At 53.5% G+C, this 16,502-nt stretch carries 14 protein-coding genes; 7 read left to right on the top strand and 7 right to left on the bottom strand.

Annotation, left to right across the window (positions count from 1 at the left end):
• Positions 1-10: 10 nt before the first annotated feature.
• From SD425_RS11645 to SD425_RS11635, 3 genes are all read right to left on the bottom strand, one after another.
• The gene (locus tag SD425_RS11645) at positions 11-1,405 is read right to left on the bottom strand and encodes a GH1 family beta-glucosidase (protein ID WP_324678693.1); all 1,395 of its coding nucleotides are present in this window, start codon (positions 1,403-1,405) and stop codon (positions 11-13) included.
• 144 nt (positions 1,406-1,549) lie between these two features.
• A complete protein-coding gene (locus SD425_RS11640) occupies positions 1,550-2,578 on the bottom strand; it encodes a glycosyltransferase family protein (RefSeq protein WP_324678688.1) in 1,029 nt (342 codons plus the stop codon).
• Between the two features lie 77 nt (positions 2,579-2,655).
• Positions 2,656-3,519: a UDP-2,3-diacylglucosamine diphosphatase gene (locus tag SD425_RS11635; protein ID WP_324678686.1), complete on the bottom strand. Its 864-nt coding sequence runs from the start codon at positions 3,517-3,519 to the stop codon at positions 2,656-2,658.
• A 427-nt stretch (positions 3,520-3,946) separates the two neighbouring features.
• On the opposite strand from SD425_RS11635, the gene SD425_RS11630 reads away from it, so the two are divergent.
• Complete coding sequence (locus tag SD425_RS11630; RefSeq protein ID WP_324678684.1) at positions 3,947-4,510, top strand: hypothetical protein; 564 nt, start codon at positions 3,947-3,949, stop codon at positions 4,508-4,510.
• Positions 4,511-4,599: 89 nt separating this feature from the next.
• On the opposite strand, the gene SD425_RS11625 is transcribed toward SD425_RS11630, so the two are convergent.
• Positions 4,600-5,124: an NUDIX hydrolase gene (locus tag SD425_RS11625; RefSeq protein WP_324678682.1), complete on the bottom strand. Its 525-nt coding sequence runs from the start codon at positions 5,122-5,124 to the stop codon at positions 4,600-4,602.
• A 198-nt stretch (positions 5,125-5,322) separates the two neighbouring features.
• Here SD425_RS11625 and SD425_RS11620 point away from each other — a divergent pair, with 198 nt between their 5' ends.
• Together SD425_RS11620 and SD425_RS11615 are read left to right on the top strand one after the other, a co-directional pair.
• Positions 5,323-6,732 carry a DEAD/DEAH box helicase gene (locus SD425_RS11620; protein WP_324678680.1) on the top strand — a complete coding sequence of 470 codons (1,410 nt, stop codon included), beginning with the start codon at positions 5,323-5,325 and terminating at the stop codon, positions 6,730-6,732.
• Positions 6,733-6,941: 209 nt separating this feature from the next.
• Positions 6,942-7,439: a hypothetical protein gene (locus tag SD425_RS11615; RefSeq protein WP_324678678.1), complete on the top strand. Its 498-nt coding sequence runs from the start codon at positions 6,942-6,944 to the stop codon at positions 7,437-7,439.
• Between the two features lie 201 nt (positions 7,440-7,640).
• Here SD425_RS11615 and SD425_RS11610 read toward each other — a convergent pair whose 3' ends face one another.
• From SD425_RS11610 to SD425_RS11600, 3 genes are all read right to left on the bottom strand, one after another.
• Complete coding sequence (locus SD425_RS11610; protein ID WP_324678676.1) at positions 7,641-7,823, bottom strand: hypothetical protein; 183 nt, start codon at positions 7,821-7,823, stop codon at positions 7,641-7,643.
• A 990-nt stretch (positions 7,824-8,813) separates the two neighbouring features.
• Positions 8,814-9,491 (bottom strand): helix-turn-helix domain-containing protein, encoded by a 678-nt coding sequence (locus tag SD425_RS11605; protein ID WP_324678674.1) that lies wholly within the window; start codon positions 9,489-9,491, stop codon positions 8,814-8,816.
• Positions 9,492-9,940: 449 nt separating this feature from the next.
• Complete coding sequence (locus SD425_RS11600) at positions 9,941-11,716, bottom strand: L,D-transpeptidase family protein (protein WP_324678671.1); 1,776 nt, start codon at positions 11,714-11,716, stop codon at positions 9,941-9,943.
• A 270-nt stretch (positions 11,717-11,986) separates the two neighbouring features.
• Here SD425_RS11600 and SD425_RS11595 point away from each other — a divergent pair, with 270 nt between their 5' ends.
• From SD425_RS11595 to SD425_RS11580, 4 genes are all read left to right on the top strand, one after another.
• Positions 11,987-13,792 (top strand): M1 family metallopeptidase, encoded by a 1,806-nt coding sequence (locus tag SD425_RS11595; RefSeq protein WP_324678669.1) that lies wholly within the window; start codon positions 11,987-11,989, stop codon positions 13,790-13,792.
• Between the two features lie 89 nt (positions 13,793-13,881).
• On the top strand, positions 13,882-14,775 hold the full coding sequence (locus tag SD425_RS11590; protein ID WP_324678667.1) for a cyanophycinase: 894 nt from the start codon (positions 13,882-13,884) through the stop codon (positions 14,773-14,775).
• Positions 14,776-15,222: 447 nt separating this feature from the next.
• On the top strand, positions 15,223-15,840 hold the full coding sequence (locus tag SD425_RS11585) for an SGNH/GDSL hydrolase family protein (protein ID WP_324678663.1): 618 nt from the start codon (positions 15,223-15,225) through the stop codon (positions 15,838-15,840).
• 164 nt (positions 15,841-16,004) lie between these two features.
• The gene (locus SD425_RS11580) at positions 16,005-16,466 is read left to right on the top strand and encodes a hypothetical protein (RefSeq protein WP_324678661.1); all 462 of its coding nucleotides are present in this window, start codon (positions 16,005-16,007) and stop codon (positions 16,464-16,466) included.
• Positions 16,467-16,502 lie beyond the last annotated feature (36 nt).

Genomic DNA, 16,502 nt, shown 5'->3' with positions numbered 1-16,502 from the left:
ATGAGGCACTTTAGCACGCATTTCCCGCCAGCAGATCCCGGTACCACCAGCCTGAGTCCTTCACAGTGCGCTGCTGCGTGTCGTAGTCGACGCGCACTAGGCCGAAGCGCGGTTCGTAGCCCTCGGCCCACTCGAAATTATCAGTGAAGGACCAGACAAAGTAGCCTTCTACCGGCACCCCTTCACGCCGGGCGCGTAATACCTGCCCAATGCAGGCGCGCAGGTACGCTTGCCGGGCTAGGTCAGGCACGCGACCAGCTACCAGCTCATCCGGAAACGCAGCCCCGTTCTCGGTCACCAGCAACGGAGGCGCCGCCGAATAAGCACTAAATTGCTTTAACATATGGTAAATACTCTCCGGATATACCTCCCACCCCATTTGAGTAAACGAGACTCCACGCGGTTTTGCTCCTACAAGCGTCGCCCACAATAGAGGTACGTAGGGCGAGTGCCGCACTACCTCCCGGGTATAGTTCTGAACGCCCAAGAAATCGAATTTGAATGGTAACAGCGCCTCGTCGCCGGGCCGAACATAATAGTCTAGCCAATTCAAAATGGGCAAGTCGGCTACAGGATAACCTAGCCCCAAAGCGGGTTCCACGAAGAGGCGGTTGAGCAGGGCGTTGGCGCGGCGCGTGGCGCGTTCGTCACGGGGTAGCCCTGGGCGCCAAGGGGTCACATAAGAGCAAGAATATGTGGTGCCGATGCGGGCCGTGGCGGGCAGCGTTGCTCGTAGGGCTCGGCCGCCCTCGGCTTGGGCCAAAGCCGCATGATGGGTAGCCGAAAGGAAGGAACCTAGCCCCCGCCGCCCTGGTGCGTGGATCCCAAGCATGTGCCCGGCACCGACGAACACCATGGGCTCGTTGAGCACCATCCAGTGCTGCACCCGGTCGCCGAGGCGGCCAGCAACTAGCTGCGCAAAGTCGGTGAACCAGCCCACGATGGCACGGTTTGTCCAGCCGCCGCGCCGCTGCAAGGCCAGAGGTAAATCCCAATGGTAAAGGGTCAGCCAAGGTGTGATACCCCGCTCCAGGCACCCATCAACCAAGCGGTCATAGAAATCAAGTCCTTTTTCATTTATGGCGCCTATCCCTTCTGGTAGAATCCGCGACCAAGCCGTAGAAAAGCGAAAATCGTTTATACCCATTTGCTGCATAAGATCTAAATCATCTTTATACAAATGGTAAAAATCAGATGCTATGTCGGCAGTCTCCCGGCGCTTGATCGTTCGCCGTCCCCGCACAAAAGCATCCCAGATGCTAGGTCCTTTGCCATCGAGATTCCAGGCGCCTTCGATTTGGTAAGCAGCCGTCGCAGCACCCCAGCGAAAATCAGGACCAAAGTCGGTGCGGCTGTAAACGGTCGGTGTGCTAGGCGGAAAGAATGCCGCGGGTAATTGGGTCATGTAAGAAAATTTCGGAGGAGCTAGCTAGCAAAGCAACATGCGTTATCGGGAGTCGCGTTTGACCAACACTCGCATTACTGCTCACTTACTATCATAGGTTACCCAAACACCTAGCTACTGCTCTCAGGAGCCTAGGGTATTGGCTCAAGACGGCAACGAGATAGGCCGTACCCCTGCTTGGAGCTGTTCGAACAGAAGCTTGTCCAGGACCTGGGCGGTTTCATCAGGGTAGTCGACCGGCACGACACGTCCGTTCTGGAGCCAGTGGTCGAGGGTAGCGAGGTGCTTGTCTTTCAAATTCTTCACGACCGGCACCCCCATGCGCGCCAGCGCGGCAGCATTGCAGGTCTGCTCGTACTGGTTTTTCATAGGTATCACGCATAGCTTCTTCCGCAGAAACAGCGCTTCAGCGGGCGTCTCGAAGCCGGCGCCGCAGAGTACGCCGGCGCTGCGCGCCAAGCTATCGGTGAAGGCTGCCCCGCTCACGGGCCGTACCCGCACGTTGCCGTGCTCCGACTCCTTTTGGCTATGCTTGCTGAATACCTCCCAGCGGGTAGTTCGGCTCAGGTAGCGCAGGCGCTTTACCAGCGTTTCCTCGTCGAAGGCAGGCAGATAAACGGTGTAGTGGCCGTCATTCTGCGGGGTTAGCGCCCGCACTTGCTGCCGGATAACGGGGGTGTGAATGCCGGGCTCGTAGCGCTCGAAGTGGAATCCGTAGCGCACCGTAGCTGGGGCGTAGTGTCGCAACACGGCCCGGCCGACAGCATCTTCGGTAGTGGGGCGAGGAGCGTACTCGCTCAGCACGGCACTCTGGTGACTGAGTGCAACGCACGGCACATGCCGCAAACGACACGCCCACGCCGACACGGGCTCAAAATCGCTGATTACCAGATCGTAGCTTTCGACGGGCAGCTGGCGCATTTCGCGTACAAAAGCGGCCGAGTTCAGCTGCCAGAAGGTCTTCACGAAGTTGATGCCGCCTTTCTTGCCAAAGATAAAACCGAGGCCGTGGCATTGGTAGCGAACCGAAAAAGGGAGCGTAAGGTCGGCGGGCGGGCCACTCACCAGCACATCAAGCTGGCTGACACGCTGTTGTAACAGCGGCACTATATCCAGGGCGCGACTTAGGTGGCCGTTGCCGGTGCCTTGGATGGCGTAAAGTACTCGGGGCATTCGGGGAAGTTTCTGGTGATGACTATAAGCCGTCTGCGGTGCCGCTGAAGCAGCGGCACCGCAGACGGCTTATACTTTTATTTATCGGCTACTTTTTGACCTAGCTTGAATTCAGCCAGCAAGTCGGCCAGCAACGTGGCGTCGGCGGTGTCGGGCTCCTCCGGTTCGAGGGGCTGCTGCATGCGCGGGTCGAGAGCGTAGCGGTAGAGCTGCCAACCAGCGGCAGTTGTGTATTCCAGCGCCGTTAGGTTTTCGACCCAGTCGCCGGAATTCAAATACAAGACCTCACCCTGGGGCGTCGAAATGGTCTTCATTTCGGGCTGGTGAATGTGGCCGCAAGCCACGTAGCGGTATCCTTCTTCGGCGGCAATACCAGCGGCGGTTAGTTCAAAATCGCTAATAAGACTTACCGCTCCCTTCACCCGATCCTTTACCACCTTAGACAGCGCCACGCGCGGCCGACCTAGCTTTTGAAGCCCAAAGTTGACCAAGCGATTCAGCAGAATCAGCAGGTCGTAGCCCTGGGCTCCGAGCTTGGCCAGCCAGCGCGCGTGGCGCATGGTTACGTCGAAGACGTCGCCGTGGAAAAACCAGGCTTTGCCCTCGGGCAGATCCAGCACCAGCTTGTTAGCAATGGACAAAGCGCCGAGCCGGGCCCCGACAAATTTGCGCAGCAGCTCGTCGTGGTTGCCGGTCAGGTAGTGAATGCGCGTGCCTTTGGTCAGGAGCCCAACTAGGTGGCGCACCACCCGCATGTGGGCGGGCGGCCAGTAGCTTTTGCTGAACTGCCAGATATCGACAATGTCGCCGTTGAGCACGAGCACTTTTGGTTTGATGCTCTTCAGGTAACGCAGCAGTTCCGGCGCGTGGCAGCCATAGGTACCTAGGTGCACGTCGGAGATAACCGCAACTTCCACGCGGCGGCGTTTGGGAACCTTCATAGCTATCCGGTTACCGGCCTCGACCACAACCGCGCCCGTGGCTGAATACGTCGTGAGCTAGGTTGGTGTACTCTCTCACTGGCCCGAAAAGGAGACCGGAGAGCCGCAGCCGAGTGCAGCAGGTAGGCTAGCACCAGGGCGAACTGGAACAGCGCGTAAAATAGCCCGTGGATCAGGCTACGCAGAAGCGGCATCGTATTCGGAGCATGCATCGGGTTGGGCCTAAATGGTTTTAAACAAATATCTAAGGCTACTGTGAATCAGCTATTACGCCCAGGTTACCCTTACATCACCTTTCAACGTGGCACTATTGCCACACCTCGCTGCCGTTCCGGGCCCGATTTTAGCTAAGCGGCTGCTTTATCCGCTTTGTCCAACTTTAATTCCCTCCTAGGTCGTACCAACGCTATTGTATCCTCCTTATTTTATGAAACAAGCTCTCTTCTTCCTGGCGCTGTTTACTTCCTTGACAGCTGCCGCCCAGGCTCCCACCCCAATTCCCGGCACTCCTCGCAAACGCTACTTGCGTCCTCAAAAAGACAAGGACTGCGCCTATGTGCAAAACGTGACCAAGAATACGGACGAAGACTCAGACCAAAACGGTACGCTCACCCGCGTAGCCTACCGCCCCTACACCGAGTTGCTCACCGAAATAGATGCGCTGCGCAAAATGAACAGCTGGGCCGACACCACCTACCAGCGTCGCTTCAGTGCCCTGCCTCCTGGTGGCGTGCTGGTCGTGACGATGTATCGCCAAGGTGCGAAGAACGCCGACCCCTCGGCCCTCACGGTGTTGGGCAAGGACGAGGCAGGTAAGGAGCTATTCAGCCAGACCCTCGCCGCTGGCAATGGCCGCTTCTGGAATCGCGACCAATACATGAGCCAACGTATTATTCCATTTGTTAAAACAGATCCAACTCAGCCTGTATTGGTAACCATTACAGATTCAAAGCTGAAGCAAAATTTTGATTATATCGTTAACCCTCAGTAGTATATTGTATACCCATTTTGGTTTAACGACAAACAAGCCGTTCGAATCCGAACGGCTTGTTTGTTATTGACGCGAAGGAAGAAACACTGTTACTTGCCTCCTTTGTGCAGCTGAAGCCACTGCACAGCAATGATTGTTTTGGCATCCTTGAACTCAGTGCGGAGTAGCTCTTCCCATGTAAAAGAAACTACCGTAATGCCTTCATCTTCGTCGGCAGCTCCGCCACCTGCTCCTACTTTACGGCTTACTTCCGTATAGTAAAGCTGGATCTGTTCGGCACTGGCACCGGGCGAGGCGAAAAAGCTAGCTATTGGTTCCAAGTGGTCGACAGCATACCCTAGCTCCTCGTCGATTTCGCGGCGGATAGCGTCTTCGGGGCCTTCGCCTTCCTTGTCGAGTACCCCCGCCGCTACTTCCAACAACTCCGACTCCGAACCAACTCGGAATTGTTTTACAAACAGATATTGTTGCTGAGCAGTGTCATAAACGATGGCCCCGACAGCGCGTCCTGGCTCAAAACGTTCACGCTTAAGTTCCTTACCATCAGCGTCAACAATAATTTCGGCAAGTTTATAGTGGCCGTCGTGAAGGATTTTCCGGTCCTTGATGTTCATAGGCTGCAGAATGGTGTTATTCGTTATATCTCGCAATAAACCGGCATCTTGCACGGCATTTCGCCTGACTATACGTTTTTCGGCTAGGATTTGCTTACGCTTTTCCCTATTTCCAAGGCGTTTTTTCTTCTTTTTTGACTGGAGCATCGAGCCAGTCACGCAGCCGCAGCCGCTGTTTGGCTGCCTTTTTATTTTCTAATGTCCTTCGACGAACTCAATCTTATTGATCCCATCCTTCGCGCTTTGCACGAGGAGGGATACACTTCCCCCACGCCTATTCAGCAGCAAGCTATTCCGCACGTGCTGGAGGGCCACGACTTATTAGGAGTTGCCCAAACGGGTACGGGTAAGACCGCCGCCTTCACAGTGCCGATCTTGCAGATTCTAAGCCAGCGCGCCAAGCTTCAGCATCAGCCGGCAGGTCGCATCCGCTGCCTCATCCTGACGCCAACCCGCGAGCTGGCTATCCAGATTGGGGAAAGCTTTACCGCTTATGGTCGGCACCTAGGGCTACGCCATACAGTCATTTTCGGTGGGGTAGGTCAATTGCCTCAAACCAACGCTCTGAAGCGGGGCGTCGACGTGCTCATCGCCACGCCCGGCCGTTTGCTCGACCTCATGAACCAAGGCTTCGTCGACCTGCGCCACCTCGAAGTTTTCGTACTGGATGAAGCCGACCGCATGCTCGACATGGGTTTCATTCACGACATCAAGCGCATCCTGCCGAAGCTGCCCGCTAAGCGCCAGACGCTGTTCTTCTCGGCTACCATGCCGGCTCAAATTCAGCAGCTAGCCGATTCCATTCTGCGCCCTAATCCGGTGAAGGTGGCCGTGACGCCCGTTTCGAGCACCGCAGATACGGTGAAGCAGGCTGTGTATTTGGTTGAAAAGAATGACAAGCCGGCTCTCCTGGAGCACCTTTTGTCGGATAAGACTATCCGCCGGGTGCTGGTATTCGCACGCACCAAGCATGGCGCTGACCGGGTCGTGAAGGCCCTAGCCAAGGCTAACGTTGTGGCCGAAGCAATTCACGGCAATAAGTCGCAGAACCATCGCCAGCGGGCTTTGTCGAACTTCAAGGCGGGCAACACTCGTGTGCTCGTCGCCACCGACATTGCCGCTCGTGGCATTGACGTGGAGGAACTCACGCACGTCATCAACTATGAGCTACCGAACGAACCCGAAACTTACGTGCACCGCATTGGGCGTACAGGCCGGGCCGGGGCTTCGGGCATTGCGCTTTCCTTCTGCGAAGATGAAGAGCGCGCCTATTTACAGGATATTCAAAAGCTCATCCGTCGTCAGATCGACGTTGTAGCGGACCACCCTTATAGCACAGGTGCCGTGGCACCCGTTCTCCTCAGCGGCGGACAAATCCAGCGCCCGAAAGGCCCAGCAGGTCGGCCACCTCGGCCAGGCCGCGAGCCACGAGCACCTCGTGCCGCCGATGGTGGAGGCCGTTCTGGTCAGCCAACCCCTCGTACCGGTGGAGGCCCACGCCCGGAACGTGCTACCTCTGCCCGTCCGGCAGGATCAGGCGAGCACGCTGACAGCAACAGCCAAAACCGCCGGCGCTACCGGGGCAACCGTAGCAATGGACCTAGATAGGCTAGGCCTTAACTGTTCCTCCGAGCAGTAAACGACCGTCTGGTGCTAAGTGCGCCAGACGGTTTTTTGTTGTAGAAGCTAGGTTCTTCCTAGTCCCTACGTAGCCTACACTGATTCGCTGGTTATCGGAAACAAATTCTGGCTAGCCTCGCTTATAAAGACAAATGTTGTTTTAATTAGCTGACGCTAATCTTTTAACACCCCTTATCATGGCAAAGAGCACTCTTCCGGTTATTCAGGCCTTGCGCGATACGGCTCAGCGGCTCACCACTCAGGCTCCCTACCAATGGGGGCACATGGGCAGCTGTAACTGCGGCCACCTAGCTCAGACCATCACCCGTCTCACGAAGGGAGAAATTCACTCGCGCGCCATGCAGCGCTATGGCGACTGGGAGCGGCAGCTACTCGACTACTGCCCTACCAGTGGGCTGCCCATCGATGAGACCATTGATGAAATGCTTGCCCTAGGTTTCACCCGCTCCGACCTTACGCACCTAGAGCGCCTCAACGACCCAACCATCTTAGCGGCTATTCCCTTTGAGCGCCGCAACGCACTCCGCCACAATCACCGCGATGATGTAGTGCTGTACTTCCGTACCTGGGCCGACTTGTTGGAGACGAGTTTGCTCGCTGGTATTCAGTTACCAGACCTTACGCCGACGGCACCTAGCCCAGCATCCGGCGTCGCGGAGTCAGTCAACGCGTAAATAAGCGTACAGCCGCGCGCTCACCCTGGTGCTGCGAAACGCTCGGAACTTGTAGATTCAATACCCAAACAGGCATAGGCCCCACCGATTATATCAGTGGGGCCTATGCCTGTTTGGGTTTATCAGCTGGATAAGTGAGCCTGATAGCTACCAGGTCTCTTATAAAATTGCTAGGTAAAGTCGCCTACTCTGAAACCAGCCTTACTGCTTATTAACAGAAGGCTGACTGCTTTGGGCGGCCCGATAACCTTCGGGACGATGAGCGCGCTTATAAGCGGCGTCAGCGTTAGGGTCTTTCTCAGCGTCAGGTGGCGGCGTGCAGGACGTTAGATAAAACGAGGCGCCAGCGGCGAATAGCAGGGAGAGCAGACGTAATTTTTTCATGCCCAAAGGTAAGCACCACCCCTAAAACTGCCAAGCACTACCGTCTTATGCTGAACTGAGTACTTAGCTATTTATCTTCTGAACCACTGTTTACATTTATAACAAGTGTAAACAGCTCCTCTGCACTCATCCTTAAGTTGTTTGGCACTAACATTTGTGCTCTTATAAAGCGCATTCTTTCTGCACCTAAAAACCACGCTTAGTATAAAAAATGGCTCAACAGATACTAATGGCACTTCAGCATCTATTCATGCTAGAGAGCATGCCTACTCAGGCGCTTAGCTAAGAGTGTTAGATATCAATTAGCCTCAAAACTCAGGACTATTCTCAGCTGTTCACGTGTCAAGGCTTTTAGCAAGACAGCACTCAATCAGTCTTGCATGTAATGAACGCAAATCACTGCTATAAATTACACTTAAATATTATTTGCAAGATCAATAAAAACAAGCATTTTTCTTTTTACTATAGCTTAATAACCACTAGTATAACTTACTGAAAAAAAAGCATTTATAAAATCAATAATCGGTCTTATACAATGCATTTAAACCACCTATAATTAATATAAATAAATCGTGTACAGGACCTGTATTGCTAAGGCGTACAAACTATACTTACGAATACAGTTACAAGCAAAACCAGGAGGTGAATATAGACTCTGCCAAATTGTATTAAATATAGCTCGACAGTAGCAGGCAGCACAGCACACACCTTTCGATACTCTTCTACTCTAACTCTGAGCACTAGTTCAATAACACTGTCGGAAGAGGCCTTTTGGAGCGTAGATAGGCAGTTAGTCTAAAGAACGCCGGTCTCAATTACAGCAAGCGGAATAAGCACGCAGGACCACCCAGCTAGCAGTAAAACACAGGTAAACAACTACTGTACCTGTTTCTGATTAGAAATAATCAACTTGGCTATTTCTCCTGCTTAACCGCGTTTACCAGACCTGTTTTGCAAGGGTTGTTAAGGGTCACCACATTGCACAATACATTAATTAGCTTCTGGCCTGTAGTCAGTAAAGGTGCCGTCTTGGTAGAAGATGACGATCCGCCGAATCGCTTTATCTGGCTCTGCAAAGGCCGTAGCAGCTGCGGGAGGTATTGGCGCCACAGTTCTTGCTGGTTGTACTTGTTGCGCTATCTCTAGCGCTGGCGCCGCGGAAGTAGCTACCGAATCATTATTGCTAGTTGAAGGAGCCAATGCACGGGGTACTAGCGGAGGCGCAGGAGGCACTTGTTCGCTGTTTTCTATTGGATTCGCAGGTTTGGGTGTTGGAGCAGGCTCCACTTGGCGCTTGGATTGCTCAAATAAGGGGGCTGACGGCGTTTCAGGCGCACGCAAAGCCGCTGGTCTGTCCTGGGAAGCTTGGCGTGCGTTAGTGGCGCCACCAGAGAGGTTGTCAGAACTAGTAGGCGAGGTCGGCGCTTTGGGAGAAACTTTAACATCCGGCGGTATGGCACTGGCGAGCATAGTGCCCGCACCGCTTAACAGCCAGGGGAGGGATAAATCAGGAAAGGCTCCAATAATTTTCTGCACTACCTCTAAGCTAGGCTTGTTGCGGCCGCTTAGAATATGGCTGATAATTGGTCTAGCCACACCAATCGCATCTGCAAACTGCGTGGGCGTTAATTGCCGTGCTTCCAAAAGCTGCCGAATGCGCTCGACCATCGTGTATAACTAACCTTAGTTGGGTAATTACAAATGTACGCTCTTACTTCCTACAACAACTACACTTTACCTCTGTTTACAATATTAAACAAGGAGGCAGCACCACTATTTGCCTTATGTATATTTGTAAACAAAGTGAATTGTGTATTTACAAATCTATCAACAACCACTTAAGCCATTCATCCTACTACTTGAACATATATTTTAATTAGGGGCAGGCAAGAACTAAGTCTCTGCTCCTCTTCTGTCATTTACCATAAATGCTCGAACAGCAGAACACTATTCTATTCCGCTGCATACTGAAAAGACAACTGGTACTACCTATGCTCGCTTCAACTGAGGTTTATAACGTAAAGAAAAAGGCGCCTCGATTGTCATCGAGACGCCTTCTGAATTGTGCTAAGCGAGGTTTAGATCAATTCCTTTTCTCTTCTCGGGATCTGCCTCCTTTAGTCGAAATACTCTTTAGCTAAGGCCTTATCATGCCCGTAAATATCATCACGGAAGTGCATGGTACCATCCTCGTCCGCCCAAGCGGTGAAGTAAACGAGGTACACAGGCAACTTTTCTTTGAGCGTGATGTACTTCTCCCGGTGCGTAGCAATAGTGTCCAGAATAGTTTGGCGGTCCCACTCGGGCCGGTCGCGCAGCAGGTATTCGGCAAGCTTAATAGGGTCCTGTACGCGTACGCAACCGTGGCTAAACCCACGCTTGCCCTGACTGAAAAGTTCATCGTGAGGAGTGTCGTGGAGGTAGATATCCTGAGAGTTTGGGAAGATAAACTTCGCATCTCCTAGGTCGTTTTTAGGACCTGGACGGCGGCGAACCGTGTACTTAAAGTTGGTCTGATCAACGCTGGACCAGTCGATAGTCGTGGGGTCTATAGGTGTAGCTTTACGGCCCCAACCTTTCACCACTTCCATGTCCAGGCGATTCAACGTGCCTACCGGATCAGCCATCAATTTTGGCCGGAGTTCTTTCTGAATGATACTCATTGGCACGTTCCAATAAGGAGCCAATACCACGTACTCCATCTTGTCGCTGAACACCGGAGTAGCATTCAGTGTCTTGCCAACAATGACGCGCATATTGAACGCCTCCTTGTTGTCTTCGATAACATGGAGAGTATAATCCGGAATATTGACGAGCAAATAATTTGGCTCGAAGCGCTTAGGGATCCACCGCCACCGCTCCATATTCACGATGATCTGGTTGATGCGATGATCCACCGGAACGTTGAGTGTCTGCAAGGTTTCTCCGCTCACGACGCCAGTAGCAGCGAGTCCATTTTGCCGTTGAAATGACTTTACAGCATTCGCCAATTCGGTGTCGTACTTCTCGGCTGGAGCAGCTGTGGTATTCCCAACTGGCTTGTTGGAAACTGCCACGGCTGGTGTTTCGGTTGCACTAGCAACGGTGGCAGGAGCCGCTTCTGCTTTGTCACCTAACAAGCGTTTACGCAGAAGTGCAACTGTGGGGCTGGTGTCGCCAGGCTTCAGCTTAGTACCCACAGGTAAGGTTGGCCAACCTCCATTACGCTGAATCGAACGGTACTCAGCCAAGGCCTTTTTCAGGCGGTCATACTCGGGGTGCAGGGGCTCAAACTGGTAGTAAGGGTAGGTGCTGTCGCGCTCCTTCAGGATCGTCATCAGCGCCTTGTGAAGCTTGATTTTGTTGCGCTTCACGTTCCAGTCTATGTCTTTTACTTGGCGCGGGTCTACAATACCCCGATAAAAATCGGAAGCCCATTTAAAGTAAGTGCCTGATAACGAGACGTCAATCTCTTTTTCCAAAGCATTACGCTTGGTCGTGTCAGATTGCGCCTTGTCTAGCTCCGCAAAGAGCTTATCAAAGTCCTTGATCTTATAGTCCTTAGGGTTGAGGCCTTCATCAGCGGCTTTGTTAATGACCTCAAGCAGGGTCTTGGCCTGGGGCACCACCTCATGATCATGGAACCAGCCGAGCTTGAAGCCCCGCTCCCGATAGAATTTTTTGGCCCACACCAATTGCCCTTTGAAAGCGGGCTCGGCGTTCATGGTACGCGCCACATACACGCTGTCGAGCTTAGGCTGCGGACCGCGTTCTTTCGTGAGCGCACCAGGAATGGCGTTCTGTATTTTAGCCTTCTGATCCTGGCTGCACGACGTAGTCGAGGTGAGGAGCGTCAAGCTCAGCACCCAGAACAAGAGCGTAGTCAGGAAAGAAGGACGAATAACGAAGTTCATGCAAATAGGAAAACGAGGTACAAAAAAGTAGGTTGATAATGGCAAGTTCAGCCGAACGCTAAACTCAACCATTCATTAGGAGTTCCGCATTTTACTGCGTATCGCCTAGCGAGGTTGCCTACTATTTTTATACACCAATAGCCGCAAGTTAGTGCTTTTCTCTGGATCCTCGTACGGAACTTAGGCCCGGCTGCAGCTGCCGGTTTGGTTACTCTTGTTTTCCTATCTACTATCCGTAGTAAAGTCTCTTTCTTCTGTTCTGCTTTGTCCATGTCCACTTCGTTGCCTTCCCTCACATCCGACCCACACAGCCACGCCCGTCCTACACAAGCTAGGGTCCGCCACCTAGCACTCGACCTCATCGTTGACTTTACCACCCGCACGCTAGCTGGCCAAGCCACCTGGCAACTCGACCGCAGCGAGGGAGCAACAGAGCTGTGGCTCGACGCTCGTGGACTGGTCATCGAAGCCGTGTTGCTCGGTGGCCCCACAGGTATACCAACCACCTTCGACCTAGGTCCTGACGACCCGGTGCTCGGGCAGTCCTTACGCATCGACCTCCACCGGCCCGAGACGGATACCGTCACGATTCACTACCAGACTTCACCTGAGGCGGCGGCGCTGCAGTGGCTGGCACCCGAGCAGACCGCTGAACGTGTTCATCCTTTCCTCTTCACCCAATCGCAGGCCATCCTCGCTCGTACCTGGCTGCCTTGCCAAGACTCGCCTAGCGTGCGCTTCACGTACGAGGCTCGGGTGCAGGTGCCGTCGGCACTGCTGGCGTTAATGAGCGCCACGAATCCGCAAACACGCAACACCCTCGGCGAATATAATTTTTCCATGGCTCAGCCTATTCCGGCTTACCTCATGGCATTAGCGGTGGGTGACCTAGGCTTCACTCCTATAAGTGGCCGTACCGGCGTATACGCCGAACCCGTGACGCTTCCTAGGTCAGCCAGCGAGTTCATTGACTTAGAAAAAATGGTCGCGGCGGCGGAAGAACTCTACGGCCCTTACCGCTGGGAACGGTACGATTTGCTGGTGCTCCCTCCTAGCTTTCCGTTCGGTGGAATGGAAAATCCGCGTTTAACATTTGTAACGCCTACTATTATTACCGGCGACCGGAGCCTCACTAGCTTGATAGCTCACGAGTTAGCTCATTCTTGGTCGGGTAACCTGGTGACGAACGCTACCTGGAACGACTTCTGGCTAAATGAAGGCTTCACCGTGTACTTCGAACGGCGCATCATGGAAAAACTGTACGGTCGCTCCTACGCCGATATGCTGCAAGTGCTAGGTCACTCCGATCTGCTTACTACTATTAACGAAATCGGCCCGACTAGCCCCGATACTCTCTTACACCTAGACCTAGCTGGCCGCGACCCTGACGAAGGCCTCACCGACATTGCCTACGAAAAGGGCGACTACCTCCTACTCACTCTGGAGCACCTCGTGGGCCGGGAGCGGCTAGACACCTTTATTAAGGAGTACTTCACCCGCCACAGCTTCCAGTCGATGGACACCGCTTCGTTTGTGAATTACCTACGGCGGGAACTGCTCGACCAGGAGCCGGGTTTGGAAGAGCAGCTGCAACTCGATGCATGGATCAACGGTCCGGGTATTCCGGCGGTAGCACCACCTGTTGCGTCTGAGCGGTTTGCGGCGGTGGAGGAAGCTTTAGCTAAGTGGCAGCATGGTACGCCAGCGGCCCACCTAGCTACGGCTGGCTGGAGTAGCCATGAGTGGCTGCACTTCTTGCATGGCCTGCCCAAACAGCTCACAGTCGAGCAACTTACCGAGCTCGATGCGGTCTTTGGGTTTACACACTCCCACAATGCTGAGCTGCTCGGCGCTTGGCTCCCCCTGACCCTAGCGGCTGGCTATCATGCCGCCGATGCCGCTGTGCACCAGTTCCTGACGAGAGTAGGGCGGCGCAAGTTTTTGGTGCCGCTCTATAAGGCGGTGCTCGCTACGCCAAAAGGGCTAGCATGGGCGCAGGCCCTTTACGCCGAAGCGCGACCCAACTATCACGCCGTAGCCACAAGCACGCTTGATACGCTGGTTGGGCTAGGCTGAGCTGTAAAAACGAAAACATGGTGGCCTAAAGCTTGCTTGCCACTACCTTTCGTTTCTATCTTTTGTGTTGAACCAGTTGATTGTTTGCGTTGAAAAATCAAAAACCCCTCGGTAAGCTGATTGCCATCGGTGGCAATGAAGATAAAGGCACCCACCCTAATCCCCGCACCAAGAAGAAATACTACCTCAATTTTTTTGAGCTAGGAATCTTAAAGCGCATCGTTACCGAATCCGGCAAAGAGGATCCGCGCATTGAAGTGATTACGACAGCTTCCATGATTCCGGAAGAAGTCGGCAAGATTTACGTGTCGTCGTTTGCGATGCTGAATTGCATGAACGTCGGGGTGATGGATATTCGCACGCCCGAGGATGCGCGCAAGCCCGAGTACCTAGAGCGCCTGCTCGCCGCCGACGTGGTAATGATGAGCGGCGGCAACCAGGCGCGCCTACGGGATATGTTCGGCGAAAGCGAATTTCTCGATCGACTCACGACGCGCTATTTTCAGGAGCCCAACTTCGTGATAGCCGGCACCAGCGCCGGGGCCATGGCCATGTCGCACATCATGATCAAAGGCGGCAGCGTGCCAGGTGCTCTCATGAAGGGAGCCGTACAGCTAGGCCTAGGTCTGCGACTACTCGACACGGCCGTGATTGATTCGCACTTCGTAAAACGGGGGCGCTTTGGGCGGCTGATCGAGGCGGTGGCCCTCCACCCCAAGCTCATCGGCATTGGCCTAGGGGAAGACACTGGCGTGCTCATTACCGAAGGCAACCTAGTGGAGACAATTGGCTCCAACCTAGTGGTCATCATGGATGGGCACGACTTGCAGCACAACAACGCCGCTGCTGCCAAAAAGGGCGCCGCCATTTCCATCGAGAATATGACCATGCACGTGATGGTGAAAGGCAACGTCTATAATATAAAGGAGCGGAAGTTCTACACGAGCAAAGAAGCGCTAGCACCAGCTGAGACGGAAGCGTAAGGAAGCTGCTCGTGTCAATCTAGAATAAAAAGGGCTGAGCCCGCAGAAGCATATATTGCTTCTGCGGGCTCAGCCCTTTTTATGGCGCCCTAGTTAGTGTGCTTACTTCTGCTTAGCCGCCCAGGCATCCATTTTCTTATCCAACACGGCTAAGGGTCTGCAACGGGCGTTCGGCTTACTTCTCCCAGTATTGGTCAAACAAGGCAGCTAAAGTTTTCGGTGCAACCGAACTGGTGAAGGCAAACAGGCCACCAGCTAGTATGCTAAGGAGTAACGTTCTTTTCATGTAGGCTAGGTTGTGGGTTTTTAAATATAGATAGCTTTGCTCACACCGTAAATAAGGGTGCTTACCAGCAACTTCTCCTCCCACTTCTCAGATTTCACCAAATGAAGATCTTAAACATTCGGTCATGGCATGGTTGGCTAGCGTCACTAATCTTTTGGTTTTTGCCCGTCGCCCTGCACGCGCAAACCATAGCCCCTTTCGCCGACGAAATTGCTGCCTTTGCCCATCAAGACAGCCTGCTGCCCCCACCTGCGCGCGGTATTGTGTTCACCGGTAGCTCTTCCATCCGGATGTGGCAAACCTTGCAAACAGACTTCCCGAGCCGCCCGGTCTTGAACCGCGGTTTTGGGGGCTCCCAGCTCAGCGACGTAAACCACTACTTTGACAAGCTGATTACGCCTTACCATCCGCGGCAGGTGGTGCTCTACGCCGGCGACAATGACATCAACGCTGGTGTGGCGCCCGAAAAAGTCATGGAGGAGTTTCGCACGTTTGCCGAGCGCTTGCACCGTGAGCTGCCCGGCACCCGCTTGCTCTACATTGCTATCAAACCTAGCTTGGCCCGCTTTGCCCAATATGAGAAGATGCAAATGGCCAACAAGCAAATTCAACAGTACACCAAAACGCACCGCTGGGCGCAATTTGTCGACGTAGGTCCTCCCATGCTTGGGGCCGATGGTAAACCTCGTCCCGAGCTTTTCCAATCCGACGGTTTGCACATGACGCCCGCTGGTTACGCCTTGTGGACCAAGGTGGTACGGCCGTATCTGGCTAGGTAGATTAGCTATTGGAGTTATTGGTTTCTACAGATGCGTAAGTAAACAAAAGTGTTAAGGAGGTTCTGTGTAGCAACCAGCAACAGACTACTAAACTTAAGCAACAGCGTATGAAGCACTATTAAAAAATAGTATATATATTTCCTAAGAACCTCTATAGCAAAGCCATGAAGAAGCTACCCCTCCTATCTTATCTGTGCTTTACCGCTCTCTTACCGCTACTTAGCTGCTCAGACGATAATGCGAAAATGGATGGCCCAGCGCCTGCTATGCATACGGTGAAGGTGCGCTACACCGGTGCGAAGCTCGACGACCTAGGTGCTTATGTCAATGCTGGCTGCAATCAGGAAGATGGCTCTGGCCCCACAAAAAACATGGATACTGATATTAGCGGCGGAACAGCGAAGGGCACCATCACCACGTACAAGGTTCTGACCAGCAAAGACTATTATGTTACCCTTGCCTTCAAACGAATAAAAGCCGGCAATCGGGTTCCGCCCGGCGCATACCTGAAGGCAGATATCTTAGTAGATGATGTTTTGCGCAAATCTATCCGAATCGATAACACGATTACGCCCAGCACACTATGCGTGATGGAGCAGGCAACCATCCAGCACGACGAATGGTAAAGCACTTGGCAGCTTCCAATTGAAAGGACCTCTCCT

The organism is Hymenobacter sp. GOD-10R, assembly GCF_035609205.1.
In the GTDB taxonomy this organism is placed as follows: domain Bacteria; phylum Bacteroidota; class Bacteroidia; order Cytophagales; family Hymenobacteraceae; genus Hymenobacter.
The sequence above is the reverse complement of the archived record's forward strand: the minus strand, read 5'-3'. Positions and strand labels throughout refer to the sequence as shown.